The organism is Peribacillus sp. NPDC097295, from assembly GCF_044761665.1.
Lineage (GTDB): Bacteria > Bacillota > Bacilli > Bacillales > DSM-1321 > Peribacillus.
Genome location: NZ_JBIWCW010000004.1, coordinates 112,566 through 128,508, shown reverse-complemented (window position 1 = coordinate 128,508; position 15,943 = coordinate 112,566). Strand labels below are relative to the sequence as shown.

The window sequence follows — 15,943 nt, the reverse complement described above, 5'->3', positions numbered from 1 at the left end:
TTATTCGAATCACATTTTTCATGTTATACTTATTTAGAGGTGTCCAATACATGAATAAAGAACATTTATATGCTTGGTTTAAGGAAGGAACGATTACGATTCCATCCTTTTTGTTGACTAACTATAAGACAATGGGGCTGAATGAGCAGGAAATGGTTCTCCTACTCCAATTGCAAAGCTTCATCGAACAAGACAATCCCTTTCCAGCACCATCTCAACTGTCCGACCGAATGACTTTACAGGAATCTGAGTGCTTATTCTTAATACAACGTTTAGTTCAAAGAGGATTCGTTCAGATGGTCGTTGAAAATAATCAGGAAATTGGCCAGGAGAAATATTCGCTCGATCCACTGTATGAAAAAATGATGGACTGTTTCTTAAAGACTTTGAAAAAGGCTGAATCTGCCGAGGTACAGAAGGCAGGGGAAAGTCTATATACAATATTTGAACAGGAGTTCGGGCGTCCCTTATCACCATTTGAATGTGAGACCCTTGCAATGTGGATGGAGGATGATCATCAACCTGATATCATCAAAGCCGCTTTAAGGGAGGCGGTCATTTCGGGTAAACTGAATTTCCGTTATATAGACCGAATTTTATTCGAGTGGAAAAAGAACGGAATCAAAACCTTGGAACAAGCAAGGGAACAAGGGCAAAAATTCAGAGTCCACCAGAAAAGGGACCGTAAAATAGAATCGACACAACCTTTGAAAGACGTGCCCTTTTATAATTGGCTCGAACAGTAATGTGAATTAAAGGAGAACAAACATGCTGAATAAAGCTCAAATTCGTTACTGTCTGGATACGATGGGCGAGATGTTTCCTGATGCCCATTGTGAGCTGAATCACTCCAATCCATTTGAATTGGTGATTGCTGTTGCCCTTTCGGCTCAATGTACAGATGTACTGGTTAATAAAGTGACCCATAATTTATTTCAAAAATATAAAACACCTGAAGATTATCTGAGTGTCCCTTTAGAGGAGCTAGAGAATGATATTCGTTCAATAGGCCTATATCGTAATAAAGCTAAAAATATTCAAAAATTGTCTCGCATGCTGATTGATGAATATGATCGAACAGTTCCTAGGGACCGTGATGAGCTTACCAAGTTACCAGGTGTCGGTCGGAAAACGGCCAATGTGGTCGTCTCAGTAGCTTTTGGCGTACCGGCGATAGCAGTGGATACCCATGTAGAGCGTGTGTCCAAAAGACTGGGTATATGCCGCTGGAAAGACAATGTGCTTGAAGTGGAAAAAACCTTAATGACCAAAGTGCCAATGGATGAATGGTCCGTTACACATCATAGACTCATTTTCTTTGGTCGCTATCATTGTAAAGCCCAGTCTCCAAAATGTGAAACCTGTCCGCTTCTTGATTTGTGTCGTGAAGGGAAAAAGCGGCTAAAAAGGATAGAAGCCAAATGAACGATTTAAATTCAATAAAGGTGCCGGTCGAATTAGACAATCCATTCTTCTTCCCTAATGAAATAAAACCTTTAAAAAAGGAAGACTATCAAGAGTGGAGAAATCCCAATGAGTTTGAAGTGTTTTCATATGAGCTGCTTTTTTTCAGGGGGGAAGAAGTGTATTCACCTTGGAAGAGTGGGGAAATGCATATACCTGAACTGTTTGAAAAATGGATGCTCATTAAAACGGATTGCGAATTGTTCTTTTCGAATAGAAAAGCGGGACTGGCTTTGGAGCCTATGAAAGAAGGAATTAAATTATTCTTTTCGGCAGTCTATTGGATGAATGAAAAACCTGTGCAGCTAAGTGCATGGAAGAAACAGATGGAAGCCTTTCCGGTTAAACCGATAAACCTGGTTGAAAGATTATCTTTCATCATGGAAAGACCGGCGTTTTACCATTCATTCAGACAGCTCAGCGAATTATTCATCGAATTTGAAAAGCTCTTTGTAAGAAACAAGCTACTAAAAGCGAAAAAAGGTCTAAGCGATTAAGCTTAGACCTTTTTTTAATTGCTATTTTCTTTATCTTTGTTTTTATTTTTGTCTTTTTCTGGGTCAGGAGCAGGTTCAGGAGCTTCTGTGGGTTTATCCTCATCGTCTTTACCTGGATCCTCATCCTCGACATCATCGTCGTCTTTGGTGGCATCATCATTACCGTTGCCATTACCATTGTTTCCGTTATTATCTGTATTGCCTTCGTCCGGATTCTTATTCGGATCCTCGTCTGTATTACCTTCTTCATCGGTAGGAGTATCTTCTTCCAAATCCTCATCTTCGGCTGGCTCTTCAATATCTTCCTCTTCCTCAGGCTCTTCTTCAATTGCGCTAGGAATCTCTACTGTAGCACCAGCAGGGTCGCTTCGTTGATTATCAACGATGGCTACGACAGAAAAAGTATACTTACTTCCCGGTGTAGGGTTTGGAATAGTTAAACTAGTATCTTTCGATTTTTTTAGTACACTATTTGAGCCGCCGTCAACAGACATTTGGACTTCAAATTGTGGATCTCCATCACTATGAGACCATGAAAGCTGAATTTCGTTGCTTTCCTGATTATAAGACGCACTGACACTAGGTGTATCTATTTTCTCATATTCTGTGGTAACTTGTGTTGGCTCGTGTCCTTTAACATAGTATTCATAACTGATTCTATCACTTGGAGTGTATTGGTTGGCTTTCACTACAGGATTAGATCCTTTTATGACGCCAACTTTTGCAACACTGCTCGGTTGTTCAAAGTCTTTAGTTTCTTTTGATTGGGCCATGTGTTCCATCAAATTCTTGAAAATGTATTTAGGTATTCTTTGAGAAGAATCGCCTAGGTATTCCATTTTTTTGCCTGAAGCATTATCATACCCCGCCCAGATGGCAACTGTATAGTTAGTCGTATAACCAGCCATCCAACTGTCTTTTACACCTGAAGATGGTATGTTGTTTGCTGCACGTTGTTCTGGCGTGAAGTTGGTGGATCCGGTTTTACCGGCTACAGGTAGCCCCGGTATGTTGGCCAATCTTCCTGTTCCGTAGCTTTCAGTCATGACGCTTTTCAGCATATCCGTGACGATGAAAGCAGTGGAATCCTTCATGACAGGTTTTGTTTCTGTTTTGTTTTTGATGGTAGTTTTATCACGTAATACAATTTTCTTGACGGTATGTGGTTCGTTATAAATCCCACCATTACCAAATGCCCCGTATGCTCCGGCAAGTTCTAAAGTAGAAACATCTGTACCACCGCCAATTGAAGCGGATTCGGTAAGTTCCTTATTTTTATCAAAAGGTATGCCAAGGTCGATTGCAAAATCACGTGCTCGTTCTTTCCCGGTTTCTTGGAATGCTTTTAAGGCCGGTATATTCAATGACCTCGATAGGGCTTCCCGAATAGGAACCGTTCCATAATGAGAGCCTGATGCATTTTTAAGGGGAGTTCCATCAGAGTATGTATACTCTTCATCTTTAATAGGTTGATAGGTTGACCAGTTCAAGTATTCCACTGCTGGCCCATAATCTAAAATAGGTTTGATTGTCGAACCTGGTGATCGCTTAGCGTCTGTTGCGTAGTTCCAACCGCGTTTGACGTTCGTGTTCCTGCCACCGCCGACGGCTTTAATTTCGCCAGTTTTCGTATCGAGCAAAGTAACACCGGCTTGTAAATCTTCACTAGGATAACTAATGATGTCATTACTATTCAACATTTTATAAACGTATTCTTGGGCGTCTTTATCGATGGTCGTTTGAATTTCCAGACCATCAGTAAACACATTGTAGTCACCCATATTTCCGACTTCTTCTATTACTAAATCGATGAAGGCATCATAAGCAGTCGTATCGATTTGGTTTTTATCTACCTCTTGAAGTCCGGCTGTTATTTTAACATTTTGTGCCTTTTTCATATCCTGTTCGCTAATATACCCATGTTTATTCATGAGGTGAAGTACAATATCGCGACGTTCTTTTGCACGTTCTGGATATTTATATGGATCATAGCGACTTGGACTTTGCGGTAACCCGACAAGCATGGCTACTTCATTTAGCTCCAACTCATCCAGATCTTTGCCGTAATAGGTCTGGGAAGCCGTCAGAATCCCGTTCGCACGATTGGCAAAGAAAATTTTATTTACATACATCTCCAGTATTTCTTGTTTTGTATATTTTCTTTCTAGCTGTATGGCCAGCCACATTTCTTGAACTTTCCTTTTAATCGTTTTATCAGGTGTTAAGTAAGAGCGTTTGATAACCTGTTGGGTCAAAGTACTGGCACCTTCTGAACCAAAGCCATTTTTGACGTTGGCAACGACTGCGCTGCCCAGACGTAGGAAGTCCACCCCATGATGGGAATAAAAACGGGAATCTTCCGTTGCTAGGAATGCGTCTTCCACTTGTTCAGGTATATCTTCATAATTGATAAAGTCACGATTCTCAGTGCCGACCTCCCCAAGCAATTTACCTTCTTTATCAAGGATTTTGGAGGTGACAGGATCTTTTAAAAGTTTTTCGTCAAGTTTCGGTGCATCACTGATAAAGTAAGCTAATGTAGCTCCTCCGACAACTAAACAAATAATTCCAATTGCAACGAGAATGAGAAAAACTCGCTTAAGCATGTTCGTGGGTTTTTTCGGGCCTTTTTTGGGTGTCTTCTTCTGTGACTGACCCTGCCTTCTACGTTCTTCTCTTGTATTATATTTTTCAGCCATTACAGCTAACCTGCCTTTCTAGAAAAAACCTAAAAATTTTCTGCGATAAGTAAATCTACTACTTTAATATAGTCAATTCTCGGTTGAAAGCCAAGCGTAATCTTCTTTGAACTGGCCTTGACCTCTTCCAGCGTAATGGATTTCCGTCCACCATCTTTCATCCGATTCCAATACAACACCAGTTGTTCTGAACTCATTAAGTATATACTATCCGTCGCAGAGAAGCGGATAATTACAAAAGCAATTCCATCGTGCTGAACGATTTGCTTCATATGTTCAACTTGGTGTTCATGAAAATTCTTGAGAGGGAAAGAACTGCTATTTTTAGTTTCCTTGGCCTCAAAATCAATATATCTACCTTTATAGACACCATTGTAATCCGTGGTCGACGCTTGCTTGAAGTAAGCTTCTTTAATGACCGCTGCACTTCTTTTAGGATAGTGGACATCCACAATTTGGACGGGAGTCGGTTTTTTATGTATGACCGCAATCCCATGTGCTAAATAATACTGATTGGTTTCGTTCAAATCATCCTCTAATGTTTTTCCCCGATTACTGTAACTGAATTTTTTTAGTGGACTTTTCCTTTCTTTCATGGGCTGGGGTACGAATTTTCGTCCGTTGGGATAATTAAACGCCACTTTTACCCCTCCTTTTTTTTCACCTATCTATATTAGCAAAAAAAGAAACCAAAATGTGAATAAAAAGAATTGTTTCTTAGAACGATAGGATTTAAGTGATATAAATTGTCATAATTAATGGAAATGGCGGTTCGTGGGTATGCACATAACAAACAAGGAAAAACAATTGTTATCAATCATTAGAGGTCATACAGCAAAATGGAACAAGGATAATGTATCAAGAACTAAAGCTTATGAAAATTTCTTCGTCCTCCATCCGGAAATAAAATGGTCCTATCTAGCAGGGATGGTTTCACGTAATGCAGGATGGAATATGTGTGACCTTGAAGGAGTTTGGTATTCGAAATTATTGAGTCCGAAATATAGAAGGCAGTTATTTCTGACTTACGAAGAAGCGAATTGGCGAATCTTTGAGGATGCCTATCCGCAGTTACTTCTCTATCATTATTCGACGAAGTATAAACGTCCTTTGTTTCACTTATGCCCACATTTTTTTATTACTGGCTTCATCGAAAATGAATGGTGCTCTTTTTGGGAATCTGGAGATCGAGATAGATTAATGACCGCCCTTATTATAAATGAACAGAACATTATTGAGCCAATCATCAAAAAGCGATCTCTCGTATTTCATTCTATACTATTTTTTCTTCAAGACTGTATGCACTTTAGTACAGTATTATTTCCAACCTGTAAGGGGGAGTTGTATGGAGCGTCCGTCTCGCATTTTCGAAACGTAGATGAAAGAATCGAATTGGGAAAAAGATTGGCTGATCTTCTATTTAGGGAAGAATTATTTCCCCTTTTTTTCGAATTCGCCAGCAGAACGGAGCCAACTGGAGCAAGGTTTGATTATGAACAGTACAGAAAGAGACCCAGGCTATATGAAACCCCGATGCTGAGGGCAGTATATCCAATCGTCCATCACCGGCCTCTTGTGCCAAAAAATTGGGCCATAAAGAATAAAGTGAAAAAGGAATGGTTCCATGAACCGCAGTGGAATGAAGACCCGCATTTGACCGATTGGTTCGATCACAAACAAAAGCAACTGCATACCACCGCAATGTTCAAGTACCTGATCTCTAAAAAAATGAAAAAGGGAAGGCGGTGATTCTGCCTTCCCTGATGTGTATCAATCCTCTTTACGTTTAGGTAGAGGGTTTGTTTTCTCCATTAAGCTTCGGATTTCCACTTAATTCCTTTTCGGTGGGCGGCTTTTGTCGTTTTTCGTTTTTCTGCTGTTTGCTATCATTCGACTGCATATAAATCACCTCCTGCTTGTATTCTTGTTTAAAATAGCCAGCTTCATTCGTTACTTATTGTCGAAGGCCACTATAAATTAAGAAATTTACACTTTCTTTGCCGATTCACTTCTAGTTTTGTCAACCTGGAAGGGCTTTCTATTCAAAAAAAGAATAATACACGTATAGAATGGGAGGGGTCAGCATGAACGATAAAAGTGTAGCAACAGAAGAAATTTTAAGTATGATAGCAGAGATCAGTACCAGCCTGGACCATTTGGAAAATGTCTATGGTGAGTCCATGAATACAGCTCGTTGTAAACTTTGGGCAAAACAGCATAAATTAGTGAACGAGGTTCAGGAATCGATGGAAAAAGCCGGGGAATTCTGGGTAGAGAATGAAGATGTTAGCCGCCTCTCACCGGTTAAATCGATAAAATCAATTGTCAATCCAAAAATTTTAGCTGAAGTTTGAATATAAGCCGTAGCATTTCATTTTTTCATAAACTCGATTATACTGATGGAAACAGGCTACGGAGGAATTATTGTGCAAAAAGAGAATCTTCAAAAACTGACTGAACAATTATTAATATATGTAAATCGAGCGAATGATATATATGACAGTGTCCGGAGTGAAGGAAAAGAAAAAGATTTCTTCACGGAGGTTAAGCCTTTTGCTGATCAAGTCCAAGCTAGTTGTACGGAATGGGAAAATGGAATAAAAGTGTGGATGAAGGAAACACCTTTCAAACATTTGTATCCTGAGCAAATTGAACAAACCGCCAATAATCTTTCGGATGTTGCCGTTCAGGCGTTTTTTCCGAAGACCAGTTACAAACGGTTTAAGAGTCACATTCAATCCATTGAATATATCCTTAACAATGTGAAAACAGAAGTAGACCGATTATTATCATAAATCTTTTACACTAATATCCTCTTTTTTCATATAATAAGGAACCAAGTCAGGAAAAAAGAGGAGGGAGCATGAAATATGATGAGATCGGATTATAATCCAGTCTTCCCCCATCAAGAACAGTACACACAATCCATGCCAGAATACTGGGGGGGATATCAGCAACCAATGCCGTACCCTCAGCAGGAACCAATGATGTATCCTTATCCTTCGCAACATAATGGAGGCTACGGGCTGCCCTATCATGATTCTTATCAGCAAGCGGCTTATACACCTAACGAACAGGTGCCGCCACACTCCGTGAATGCAGGGGCACTGCCAGGCAGCAGTGTAATGCAGCCGATGCAACCCAACCAACAAATGCTAGGCAACCAGCCGATGCAACCCAACCAACAAATACTAGGCAACCAGCCGATGCAACCCAACCAACAAATGCTAGGCAACCAGCCGATGCAACCCAACCAACAAATGCTGGGCAATCAGCCGATGCAACCCAACCAACAAATGCTGGGCAATCAGCCGATGCCGCCCAACCAACAAATGCTAGGCAACCAGCCGATGCCGCCTAGCCAACAAATGCTGGGCAATCAATATATGCAAAAGCAATCTCAGGGTTTCAATCCTTTTGATAATCCTCTCCAGCCGACCAAACGACCTCCGCAAATGCAGCAGCAAGTTTATAATCCATATCCAAAACAGCAGTTCATGCAAAAACAGCAGCCTTCGGGCATTAAATCCGTCATGAACCAATTTAAAACCCAAGATGGTTCGATGGATATTACGAAAATGATGAATACGGCTGGACAAATGATGAATACAGTTTCTCAAGTTTCTACCATGGTTAAGGGAGTAGGAGGGTTCTTCAAAGTTTAGGTGGTGAAAATAGAAAAAGTAGACTTGAAAGGGACCCAGCCTCTTTTAAGTCTACTTTAATTTGTCCAAAAAATTAATCATTGATTTCGATGCGGTTCCCTTTTACTTTTGGCAAATTCAAGGTTAGGATACCATCACGATGGCTTGCCCTTACTTTTCTTTCATCAATGGGTTTTGAAAATGTAAGGGTTTTTGATAATTGGCTTGCTGATTTTTCATTTCTTATGAAATTTGTTGATTGATGATTCTTCTCGGCACTAACTCTCGTAGAAATGGTAACCGATTGTGGCAATAAATCAATGGAAATATGGCTCCGAGGAATACCAGGCAAGGTTGCCGTGAGAATGTATTCGGTATTAGTTTCATGAAGACGGACGGGGAAACTTTGTTCTTTTGTCGAACCAAAGAGACCATCCAGTGACTGTAGCATTCCTCTAGGGGGCCTTTCTGAAAACAAACGATCCATTTTGTTGATGAAGTGGGTAAAGGGTTCTTTTCTTTCCTGATTATCGTTCCTTTCAAATGGGGTCATCACCGGTCCTCCTAACTAAAAATTCCTTTGCCTATAGGCTATGTAGGAACCGGAAATATGTGAATGGACTATGTTGGTTTAGTTATAGGTAAGCAGGGAATAACAATATTAAAACAATTATTAAGGGATGAGGGATTGAATATGTCAGGTAGTAGAAAATTCTCATACATAGACAGTGGAGAAGGAAGTGAGACACTATTATTTATCCATGGATTTTGCGGTAGTCGCGAATACTGGCAAAAGGTGCTTCCTAAGTTAAAAGAAGAGTACCGGGTCATTGCTGTGGATTTGCGTGGTCATGGTGCAAGCGATTCTGATGCGGCATCCTTTTCCATCGAAGATTTGGCTAGGGATGTAGCTTTGTTTTTGGAAGAACAAAATATTGAGAAGGTTTATTTATTCGGTCATTCGCTTGGAGGTTACATCACTTTGGCATTTGCTGAAAAGTTCCCGGATAAATTGAAAGGATTTTCCCTTATTCATTCTACCGCTTTCCCAGACGATGAGGCAGGTAAGGAAGGACGAATGAGTTCTGTTGAAAAAATCGAGACCGCTGGCATGCCGATTTTCATTGATGGGCTTATCCCGAAGTTATTTGCAGATCAAAATGATCCCCATATCGAACTGGTTAAGAACATCGGGTATCAAACAAAGGAAACGGGAGCAATCGGTTCTTTGCATGCTATGAGAAATAGGGAAGACAAAAATTACGTATTAAAGGATACCGAGCTACCTGTCCTTTTGGTGGCGGGAGATAAAGATAAAGTCATACCGCTGGAAAAGACGTTTTCCGTAAAGGGAAAGCATATTAAAGAAGTAGTCTTAGAAGGATGCGGCCATATGGGGATGCTTGAAAATCCTGACCAGCTGGCAAGAGAAATTGGACGGTTTGTTGAAGAAAATAAATAGAAGGAGCAAACTTACTATGGGACCTAAGCATTTTAGGTCTTTTTTTCGTTTTCCAGTATACCCCAACTAGGCAACCAAACGTTTATTCGGTAAACTAAAATAGAGGTGACTAGTATGATTGGAAAGAAATCACTTTCTGAACTAATAAAAGAACTAAGGCAAAATGAAAATATTATCAATTGGCATGAAATTGAACCGCGGGAAGCGAAAACGAGACCGTTACCTTCCAGCGTAGACGATAGAATTAAGAACGCTTTACAAGAAAGGGGGATTGGTGAACTTTATAGCCACCAGTATTCAGCATACGAAACATTGAGGAATGGAGAAAATATTGTAGCGGTAACTCCTACCGCTTCTGGAAAGACATTGTGTTATAACCTTCCAGTTTTACAGTCCATTGCAGAAAATGATGCCAATCGTGCTTTGTATATTTTCCCAACGAAAGCCTTGGCGCAAGACCAGAAAAGCGAATTGAACGAGATTATAAACGAAATGGGAATAGATATCAAAAGCTATACCTATGACGGCGATACTTCACCTGCTATTCGCCAGGTGGTAAGGAAGGCTGGCCATATTGTCATTACAAACCCGGATATGCTGCATTCAGCCATTCTTCCACATCATACAAAGTGGGTAAGCCTATTTGAAAACTTGAAGTATGTGGTCATTGATGAACTTCATACATATAGGGGTGTGTTTGGCAGTCATGTTGCGAACGTCATTCGACGGTTAAAAAGGATCTGTGAATTTTATGGTAGTAACCCAATCTTTATCTGTACATCCGCCACTATCGCTAACCCTAAAGAATTAGCCGAACAGCTAACAGGAAATCCCATGCGGCTAATAGATGATAATGGGGCACCTAGTGGAAGGAAGCATTTCGTTTTTTACAATCCTCCAATTGTTAATAAACCCTTGAACATAAGAAAAAGTGCTACTGTGGAAGTTAATAATCTAGCGAAGGAATTCTTGAAGAATAAAATTCAGACAATCGTTTTTGCTCGCAGCCGAGTTAGAGTGGAAATCATTTTAAGCCATCTGCAGGAATTGGTGAAAAATAAAATCGGGTCAAAATCAATTAGAGGGTACCGCGGCGGATATTTACCAAAGCAAAGAAGGGAAATCGAACGGGGATTAAGAGATGGTGATATATTAGGGGTCGTCAGTACGAACGCTTTAGAATTAGGAGTGGATATAGGACAGTTGCAGGTCTGCATCATGACAGGATACCCCGGGAGTGTAGCTAGTACATGGCAACAAGCAGGAAGGGCAGGGAGAAGGCATGGGGAAGCATTAATACTGATGGTCGCAAGTTCAACCCCCATAGATCAGTACATTGTACAAAATCCGGAATACTTTTTCGACCGTTCTCCTGAGTCTGCCCGGATCAATCCGGAGAATTTAATCATTTTGGTTGACCACTTGAAGTGTGCCGCCTATGAACTCCCTTTTAATGAGAATGAAGAATTCGGGCCCTTGGACGTGAAGGAAATTTTAGAATATCTAGTGGAAGAAAGGGTTATCCACCAAAATGGGGATAAATTCTATTGGGCCCACCAATCCTTTCCTGCTGGCAATATCAGTTTACGGTCAGCGTCTCAAGAAAATGTCGTTATAGTCGACCAATCAGAAACGGCGAACGTAAGAATCATCGGTGAAATGGACCGGTTTAGCGCCATGACCCTCTTGCATGATGAAGCAATATACTTACATGAAGGTGTCCAGTACCAAGTTGAAAAGCTGGATTGGGAACATAAAAAGGCTTATGTGCGAGAAGTGGACGTGGAGTATTATACAGATGCTAACTTAGCCGTACAGCTGAAAGTACTGGAAATAGATAAAACGGTAAATAGAAGAGAGTCGTCCATTAATTATGGCGATGTAACCATTAATATCTTACCAAGCATATTTAAAAAAATTAAGCTTACGACTTTTGAAAATATAGGCTCTGGCCCAATCTACTTACCAGAGGAAGAACTGCATACTAGCGCAACCTGGTTAGAATTAAAAGAAGTTGATTCTACACTTGGCGAAAAAACATTGGAGCAGCTCCTACAAGGTATTGCAAATGTTTTAGGGCATATAGTCCCCATTCATGTTATGTGCGATAGGAATGATATCCATGTCGTTGCACAGATAAAAGCGGCGCATACCCAGCTTCCCACCATTTTCTTGTACGATCATTATCCAGGAGGGATAGGGCTAGCTGAAGATGTTTATAAGCGGTTTGACCATGTTAGGGATGCGGCGAAGAATCTTATTCGGAAATGTCCTTGCAAAGACGGATGCCCTTCGTGTATAGGGACTGAAATAGAAGGTATACACGCCAAAAATAGAAGCATTCAGTTATTGGATCAATTCTAGCCTGAAGGTATTAAGGACAGGTAACGATTATGGAACATGGCCGAAACACATGAATAGAGGTGTAATTTTGTCATTAAAAAATAAACTGAATCGAATGAAAAACCACATGAACCTTGAAGCACCGGATCGACCTTCGCCGAAAGAGGAGCCGGGTAGGTTGGAAAAAGATATTCCATTTCTTGATAAGTGGATCGGGAACGATACCGTTGCCTATCATTTCGATGGTGATTATTGTTTCGTACGAGAAGTACGTTATCCGTTGGAACATAAGCATGGTTTGTATTCATTCCTGGAATTGAAGAGGATTGTAAATGCGTGGAACCAATCTTCCGTTGAGCATCCCCTTTCTGCCAAAGGGGTTAAGAGCGAAGAACTTTTTTTCTTTGATACGGAAACGACAGGGCTTGGAGGCGGAGCTGGAAATACGATCTTTTTACTAGGCTATGCTTATCTTGAAGGGGAAGAAGTTGTCGTCAAGCAGCATATCCTACCGCAGCCTGGCAGTGAAATCCCGCTTTACCAAAGTTTTCTTGAGAACATCAATTATGAAACACTCGTTACGTATAATGGCAAGGCATTCGATTGGCCACAGTTAAAAACCAGGCATACCTTGATTAAAGAGCATGTCCCAAAACTTCCGGAATTCGGTCATTTTGATTTGTATCATGCATCAAGGCGCCTTTGGAAAAATAAATTGGAACGGGTTAAATTATCTGCCGTGGAAACAGATATTTTAGGTTTTAGCCGGCAAGATGATATTCCGGGATACTTGGCGCCGATGATTTATTTCGATTTTGTGGAGCGGAAGAACCCTGAAATTCTTTTTGGAATCATGAAACATAATGAACTGGATATATTATCGCTTATCACTTTATATATTCACTTGTCCCGAAAAATCCTCCAAATGGATGGATATACGGAAGAATCATTGGAAATCGCTCGCTGGTTCGCGTATTTAGGGAAAAAGAAAGATTCAGTTGTAACGTATGAAAAAATAAGGGAAGTGGGGAATGAGGAAGATCGGCTCATGGCCGGTCACGCCATAGCTTTCCAGAAAAAGAAACAAAGGAAATTCGATGAAGCACTTGCGATCTGGAAAGAAGTGGCGTTGAAGGGTGGTAGTCCTCAATTGAGAATCGAGGCTCAGATAGAATGTGCGAAAATTTTGGAACACCAATCTAAGGACGCGGTTTCTGCTCTTATATGTACAAAAAAAGCGTACGAAGAAATGATGAAGACGGGAACTGGGAAAAACCTGAAAAAGAATCTTTTGGATTTAGAAAAAAGGATGGCAAGGCTTCAAAGGAAAAATGGACTTTAAAATGATTGCAGATACGAAAGCCACACTGTTTGTTGTAATAATTTCTGCAAGGAAAAAAATAGTATACAAGTGTTGTAGCCTCTAGTCTTAATGTGTAAAATGGTAATCGTCGAAGATAATGAGAGTCCGACAATTAAATAAACTTTAAAGTGAAAGCGGAGCGAAGAAATGTATAAAACCACCTTATTTCTGTTTTTTGTTGTCCTATGTTTGACGATTGTTTTATTTACATCACTGAAAGACAGTTTTTATTCTTTTTTATAAAAGGCACACATGCCAAAACATAAAGCCACCCAAATATAATAAAAGTTTTTATGATAGTATTTGGTATAAATAGGTTTTTTCATCAGTACACGTCTACCCTTTTTTTCATAGTCTGTAATGGTAAGGCAAACTTATCTGATGAAAGGGGACGAATTGTAAATGTATTTTCGTAATTGTGGAGGATATAAATCTAATGTAATGGGTGCGCAATCCAATGTAATGGGAGCACAATCCAACGTAATGGGTGCGCATTCTAATGTAATGGGAGCACAGTCCAATGTAATGGGGGCACAATCCAACGTAATGGGTGCATATAGCCCAATGAATGCAGGGTACGGTGGAAATGTGATGGGAGCACAACAAGGTCCAACTCAGGCATTTCCAACTCAAACAGCACCTGCACAGGTTTCTCCAACACAACAATATGTCAACACGAACGTTACCAACACAGTGATTCCAGTTATTCACCCATCTCATACAACAACTGTAAATAAACATTGCAACACATTTAAACACTATTTCCCTCATACTCAATCAGTAGTGAACGAGTGTTATACCCAAAACTTGGTATGTGGAATGCCACCAGTCAATCCATGCTGCCCACCAAGGCAATTTGGATATTGAAATGATTAAGGGCTTAATAAGCCCTTATTTTTCATACATAATGCCTGAAAGGGAGGATGGCACTTAAATGAAGGTTTTGTATCTAACCGGCTATAAAGCATTTGAATTGGGAATATTTAAGAATGACCATGAAGGTGTCCAATTCATAAAAAAGGCCATAAGGCAACGGCTTATCCCCTTAGTAGAGGATGGACTTGAATGGGTAATCATTTCTGGTCAATTGGGATCGGAACTTTGGGGGGCAGAGGTGGTTTACGAGATTAAACAGGAGTATCCTCCCTTGAAACTGGGTGTGCTCACTCCATTTCTGAATCAGGAAGAATCATGGAATGAGACAAATCAGGACTATTACCGTTCTATTTTGGCTGGTGCCGATTTTGTCGAATCAATTTTCAAGAAGCCGTACGAAGGGCCACAACAGTTGAAAATTAAAAATAGTTATATGGTCCATAAAAGTGATGCCATGATGATTGTTTTCGATCCTGAAAAGGAAGGGTCCGCGAAATTTGCTTATTACGAAGCCGTGAAAAAAGCAGAATCTCAAATATATCCGATATACCAAATTAGTTTTGACGATCTGCAACAAGTAGCGGAAGAGGATAACTGGGCTGACGATTGAAACGTTAGCAAATAATTATGGACTAAATGTCGTTTCCGAAGCATAATCATATTATGGTGAAAATTAGATAAACAATGTCAATATTCAAGCTGCAAAATTAGCTCTTATTTGTAAAATGAATGTGTTTGTTTGACAAATCCAAGCAGATTTGAAAAAATAAAAAAAAGTCGATTGTATTGGCGAAAGTATTGAGGTGAAGTCTTATGATATCCGATAAGATAAAATTAACGGCTAAGGATATTCTTGAAAAGGATTTTAAAACGGCAATGCGAGGTTATAAACCTGAAGATGTAGACCAGTTTTTAGATCTAATCATCAAGGATTATGAAGTGTTCCATCAGGAAATTGAAGACCTTAAACAAGAAAATCTCAAATTGAGAAAGCAAACTGAAGAGAATCCGAAACGTCCGAGTCAGCCTGCTCCAGGAGCTACTCCTGGTACTACGAACTTTGATATTTTGAAACGGTTATCCAATTTAGAAAAGCACGTCTTTGGAAATAAGCTTTTCGATTAAGTGTGCCTGTTATTATCTTTTTTTGAAATTGTATTGTATTTTCTTTGATAATGTTTTATAATCAATAATGTTATGTTAACGTTTGGGTAATTGCTGCTGCATTTATGCAGTAGAGGAAAGTCCATGCTCGCACGGGCTGAGATGCCCGTAGTGTTCGTGCCTGGCGAAAAAATAAGCTTGGGAAACAGTCTTGGACTGTTGACGGCTGGGAAAATGCCTAAGTCCTTTGGATATGGCATGAATACCTATAAAAGTGCCACAGTGACGGAGCCTTTGCAGAAATGTAAAGGGTGGAACGAGGTAAACCCCACGAGCGAGAAACCCAAATTAATGGTAGGGGCGCTTTCTTCCTTGGAATTGAACGAGGAGAAGGACAGGAGCAATGCTTCTGTAGATAGATGATTACCGCCGAAGTACGAGACGCAAGTCGCTTGTAGTACTGAGGAACAAAACATGGCTTACAGAACGTT

General features: G+C 40.2%; 16 protein-coding genes and 1 other RNA gene. 14 read left to right on the top strand and 3 right to left on the bottom strand.

The genetic code is table 11. The annotated features are described in order from the left end of the window. Nucleotides 1-50 precede the first annotated feature (50 nt). The 3 genes from ACIQXN_RS09190 to ACIQXN_RS09180 are packed head-to-tail and all read left to right on the top strand — an operon-like array spanning nucleotide 51 to nucleotide 1,961. Nucleotides 51-746, top strand: coding sequence for a DnaD domain-containing protein (locus ACIQXN_RS09190; protein ID WP_402965168.1), 696 nt, complete (start codon nucleotides 51-53; stop codon nucleotides 744-746). 22 nt (nucleotides 747-768) lie between these two features. Further along, a complete protein-coding gene (gene nth / locus ACIQXN_RS09185) occupies nucleotides 769-1,425 on the top strand; it encodes an endonuclease III (RefSeq protein ID WP_402965165.1) in 657 nt (218 codons plus the stop codon). Further along, entirely contained in the window at nucleotides 1,422-1,961 is a 540-nt protein-coding gene (locus ACIQXN_RS09180) for a YpoC family protein (RefSeq protein WP_402965161.1), read from the top strand. The genes nth and ACIQXN_RS09180 overlap by 4 nt, the downstream gene beginning before the upstream one ends. Before the next feature lie 14 nt (nucleotides 1,962-1,975). On the opposite strand, the gene ACIQXN_RS09175 is transcribed toward ACIQXN_RS09180, so the two are convergent. Then, a complete protein-coding gene (locus ACIQXN_RS09175; protein ID WP_402965157.1) occupies nucleotides 1,976-4,660 on the bottom strand; it encodes a PBP1A family penicillin-binding protein in 2,685 nt (894 codons plus the stop codon). A gap of 29 nt (nucleotides 4,661-4,689) precedes the next feature. After that, nucleotides 4,690-5,301: a Holliday junction resolvase RecU gene (gene recU, locus ACIQXN_RS09170; protein WP_402965151.1), complete on the bottom strand. Its 612-nt coding sequence runs from the start codon at nucleotides 5,299-5,301 to the stop codon at nucleotides 4,690-4,692. Nucleotides 5,302-5,440: 139 nt separating this feature from the next. Here recU and ACIQXN_RS09165 point away from each other — a divergent pair, with 139 nt between their 5' ends. From ACIQXN_RS09165 to ACIQXN_RS09150, 4 genes are all read left to right on the top strand, one after another. Next, on the top strand, nucleotides 5,441-6,409 hold the full coding sequence (locus tag ACIQXN_RS09165; RefSeq protein WP_402965148.1) for a DUF2515 family protein: 969 nt from the start codon (nucleotides 5,441-5,443) through the stop codon (nucleotides 6,407-6,409). Nucleotides 6,410-6,744: 335 nt separating this feature from the next. Then, nucleotides 6,745-7,014 carry a hypothetical protein gene (locus ACIQXN_RS09160; protein ID WP_402965145.1) on the top strand — a complete coding sequence of 90 codons (270 nt, stop codon included), beginning with the start codon at nucleotides 6,745-6,747 and terminating at the stop codon, nucleotides 7,012-7,014. A 72-nt stretch (nucleotides 7,015-7,086) separates the two neighbouring features. Continuing rightward, on the top strand, nucleotides 7,087-7,455 hold the full coding sequence (locus ACIQXN_RS09155; protein ID WP_402965142.1) for a YppE family protein: 369 nt from the start codon (nucleotides 7,087-7,089) through the stop codon (nucleotides 7,453-7,455). Between the two features lie 75 nt (nucleotides 7,456-7,530). Then, on the top strand, nucleotides 7,531-8,325 hold the full coding sequence (locus tag ACIQXN_RS09150; RefSeq protein WP_402965139.1) for a YppG family protein: 795 nt from the start codon (nucleotides 7,531-7,533) through the stop codon (nucleotides 8,323-8,325). A gap of 73 nt (nucleotides 8,326-8,398) precedes the next feature. Here the strand turns inward: ACIQXN_RS09150 and ACIQXN_RS09145 are convergent, their stop codons facing one another. Continuing rightward, entirely contained in the window at nucleotides 8,399-8,857 is a 459-nt protein-coding gene (locus tag ACIQXN_RS09145; RefSeq protein ID WP_402965136.1) for an Hsp20/alpha crystallin family protein, read from the bottom strand. A gap of 141 nt (nucleotides 8,858-8,998) precedes the next feature. Here ACIQXN_RS09145 and ACIQXN_RS09140 point away from each other — a divergent pair, with 141 nt between their 5' ends. From ACIQXN_RS09140 to rnpB, 7 genes are all read left to right on the top strand, one after another. Next, on the top strand, nucleotides 8,999-9,766 hold the full coding sequence (locus ACIQXN_RS09140; protein ID WP_402965132.1) for an alpha/beta fold hydrolase: 768 nt from the start codon (nucleotides 8,999-9,001) through the stop codon (nucleotides 9,764-9,766). Between the two features lie 117 nt (nucleotides 9,767-9,883). Beyond that, nucleotides 9,884-12,130 (top strand): DEAD/DEAH box helicase, encoded by a 2,247-nt coding sequence (locus ACIQXN_RS09135; RefSeq protein WP_402966076.1) that lies wholly within the window; start codon nucleotides 9,884-9,886, stop codon nucleotides 12,128-12,130. A 67-nt stretch (nucleotides 12,131-12,197) separates the two neighbouring features. Further along, nucleotides 12,198-13,451 carry a ribonuclease H-like domain-containing protein gene (locus ACIQXN_RS09130; protein ID WP_402965128.1) on the top strand — a complete coding sequence of 418 codons (1,254 nt, stop codon included), beginning with the start codon at nucleotides 12,198-12,200 and terminating at the stop codon, nucleotides 13,449-13,451. Nucleotides 13,452-13,874: 423 nt separating this feature from the next. After that, a complete protein-coding gene (locus ACIQXN_RS09125; protein WP_402965125.1) occupies nucleotides 13,875-14,339 on the top strand; it encodes a CotD family spore coat protein in 465 nt (154 codons plus the stop codon). A 67-nt stretch (nucleotides 14,340-14,406) separates the two neighbouring features. After that, nucleotides 14,407-14,958 carry an SLOG family protein gene (locus ACIQXN_RS09120; protein ID WP_402965121.1) on the top strand — a complete coding sequence of 184 codons (552 nt, stop codon included), beginning with the start codon at nucleotides 14,407-14,409 and terminating at the stop codon, nucleotides 14,956-14,958. Nucleotides 14,959-15,161: 203 nt separating this feature from the next. After that, a complete protein-coding gene (gpsB, locus tag ACIQXN_RS09115; RefSeq protein ID WP_402965117.1) occupies nucleotides 15,162-15,473 on the top strand; it encodes a cell division regulator GpsB in 312 nt (103 codons plus the stop codon). A gap of 78 nt (nucleotides 15,474-15,551) precedes the next feature. Then, nucleotides 15,552-15,939, top strand: an RNA gene (gene rnpB / locus ACIQXN_RS09110) — RNase P RNA component class B. The last annotated feature ends 4 nt before the right edge of the window (nucleotides 15,940-15,943 follow it).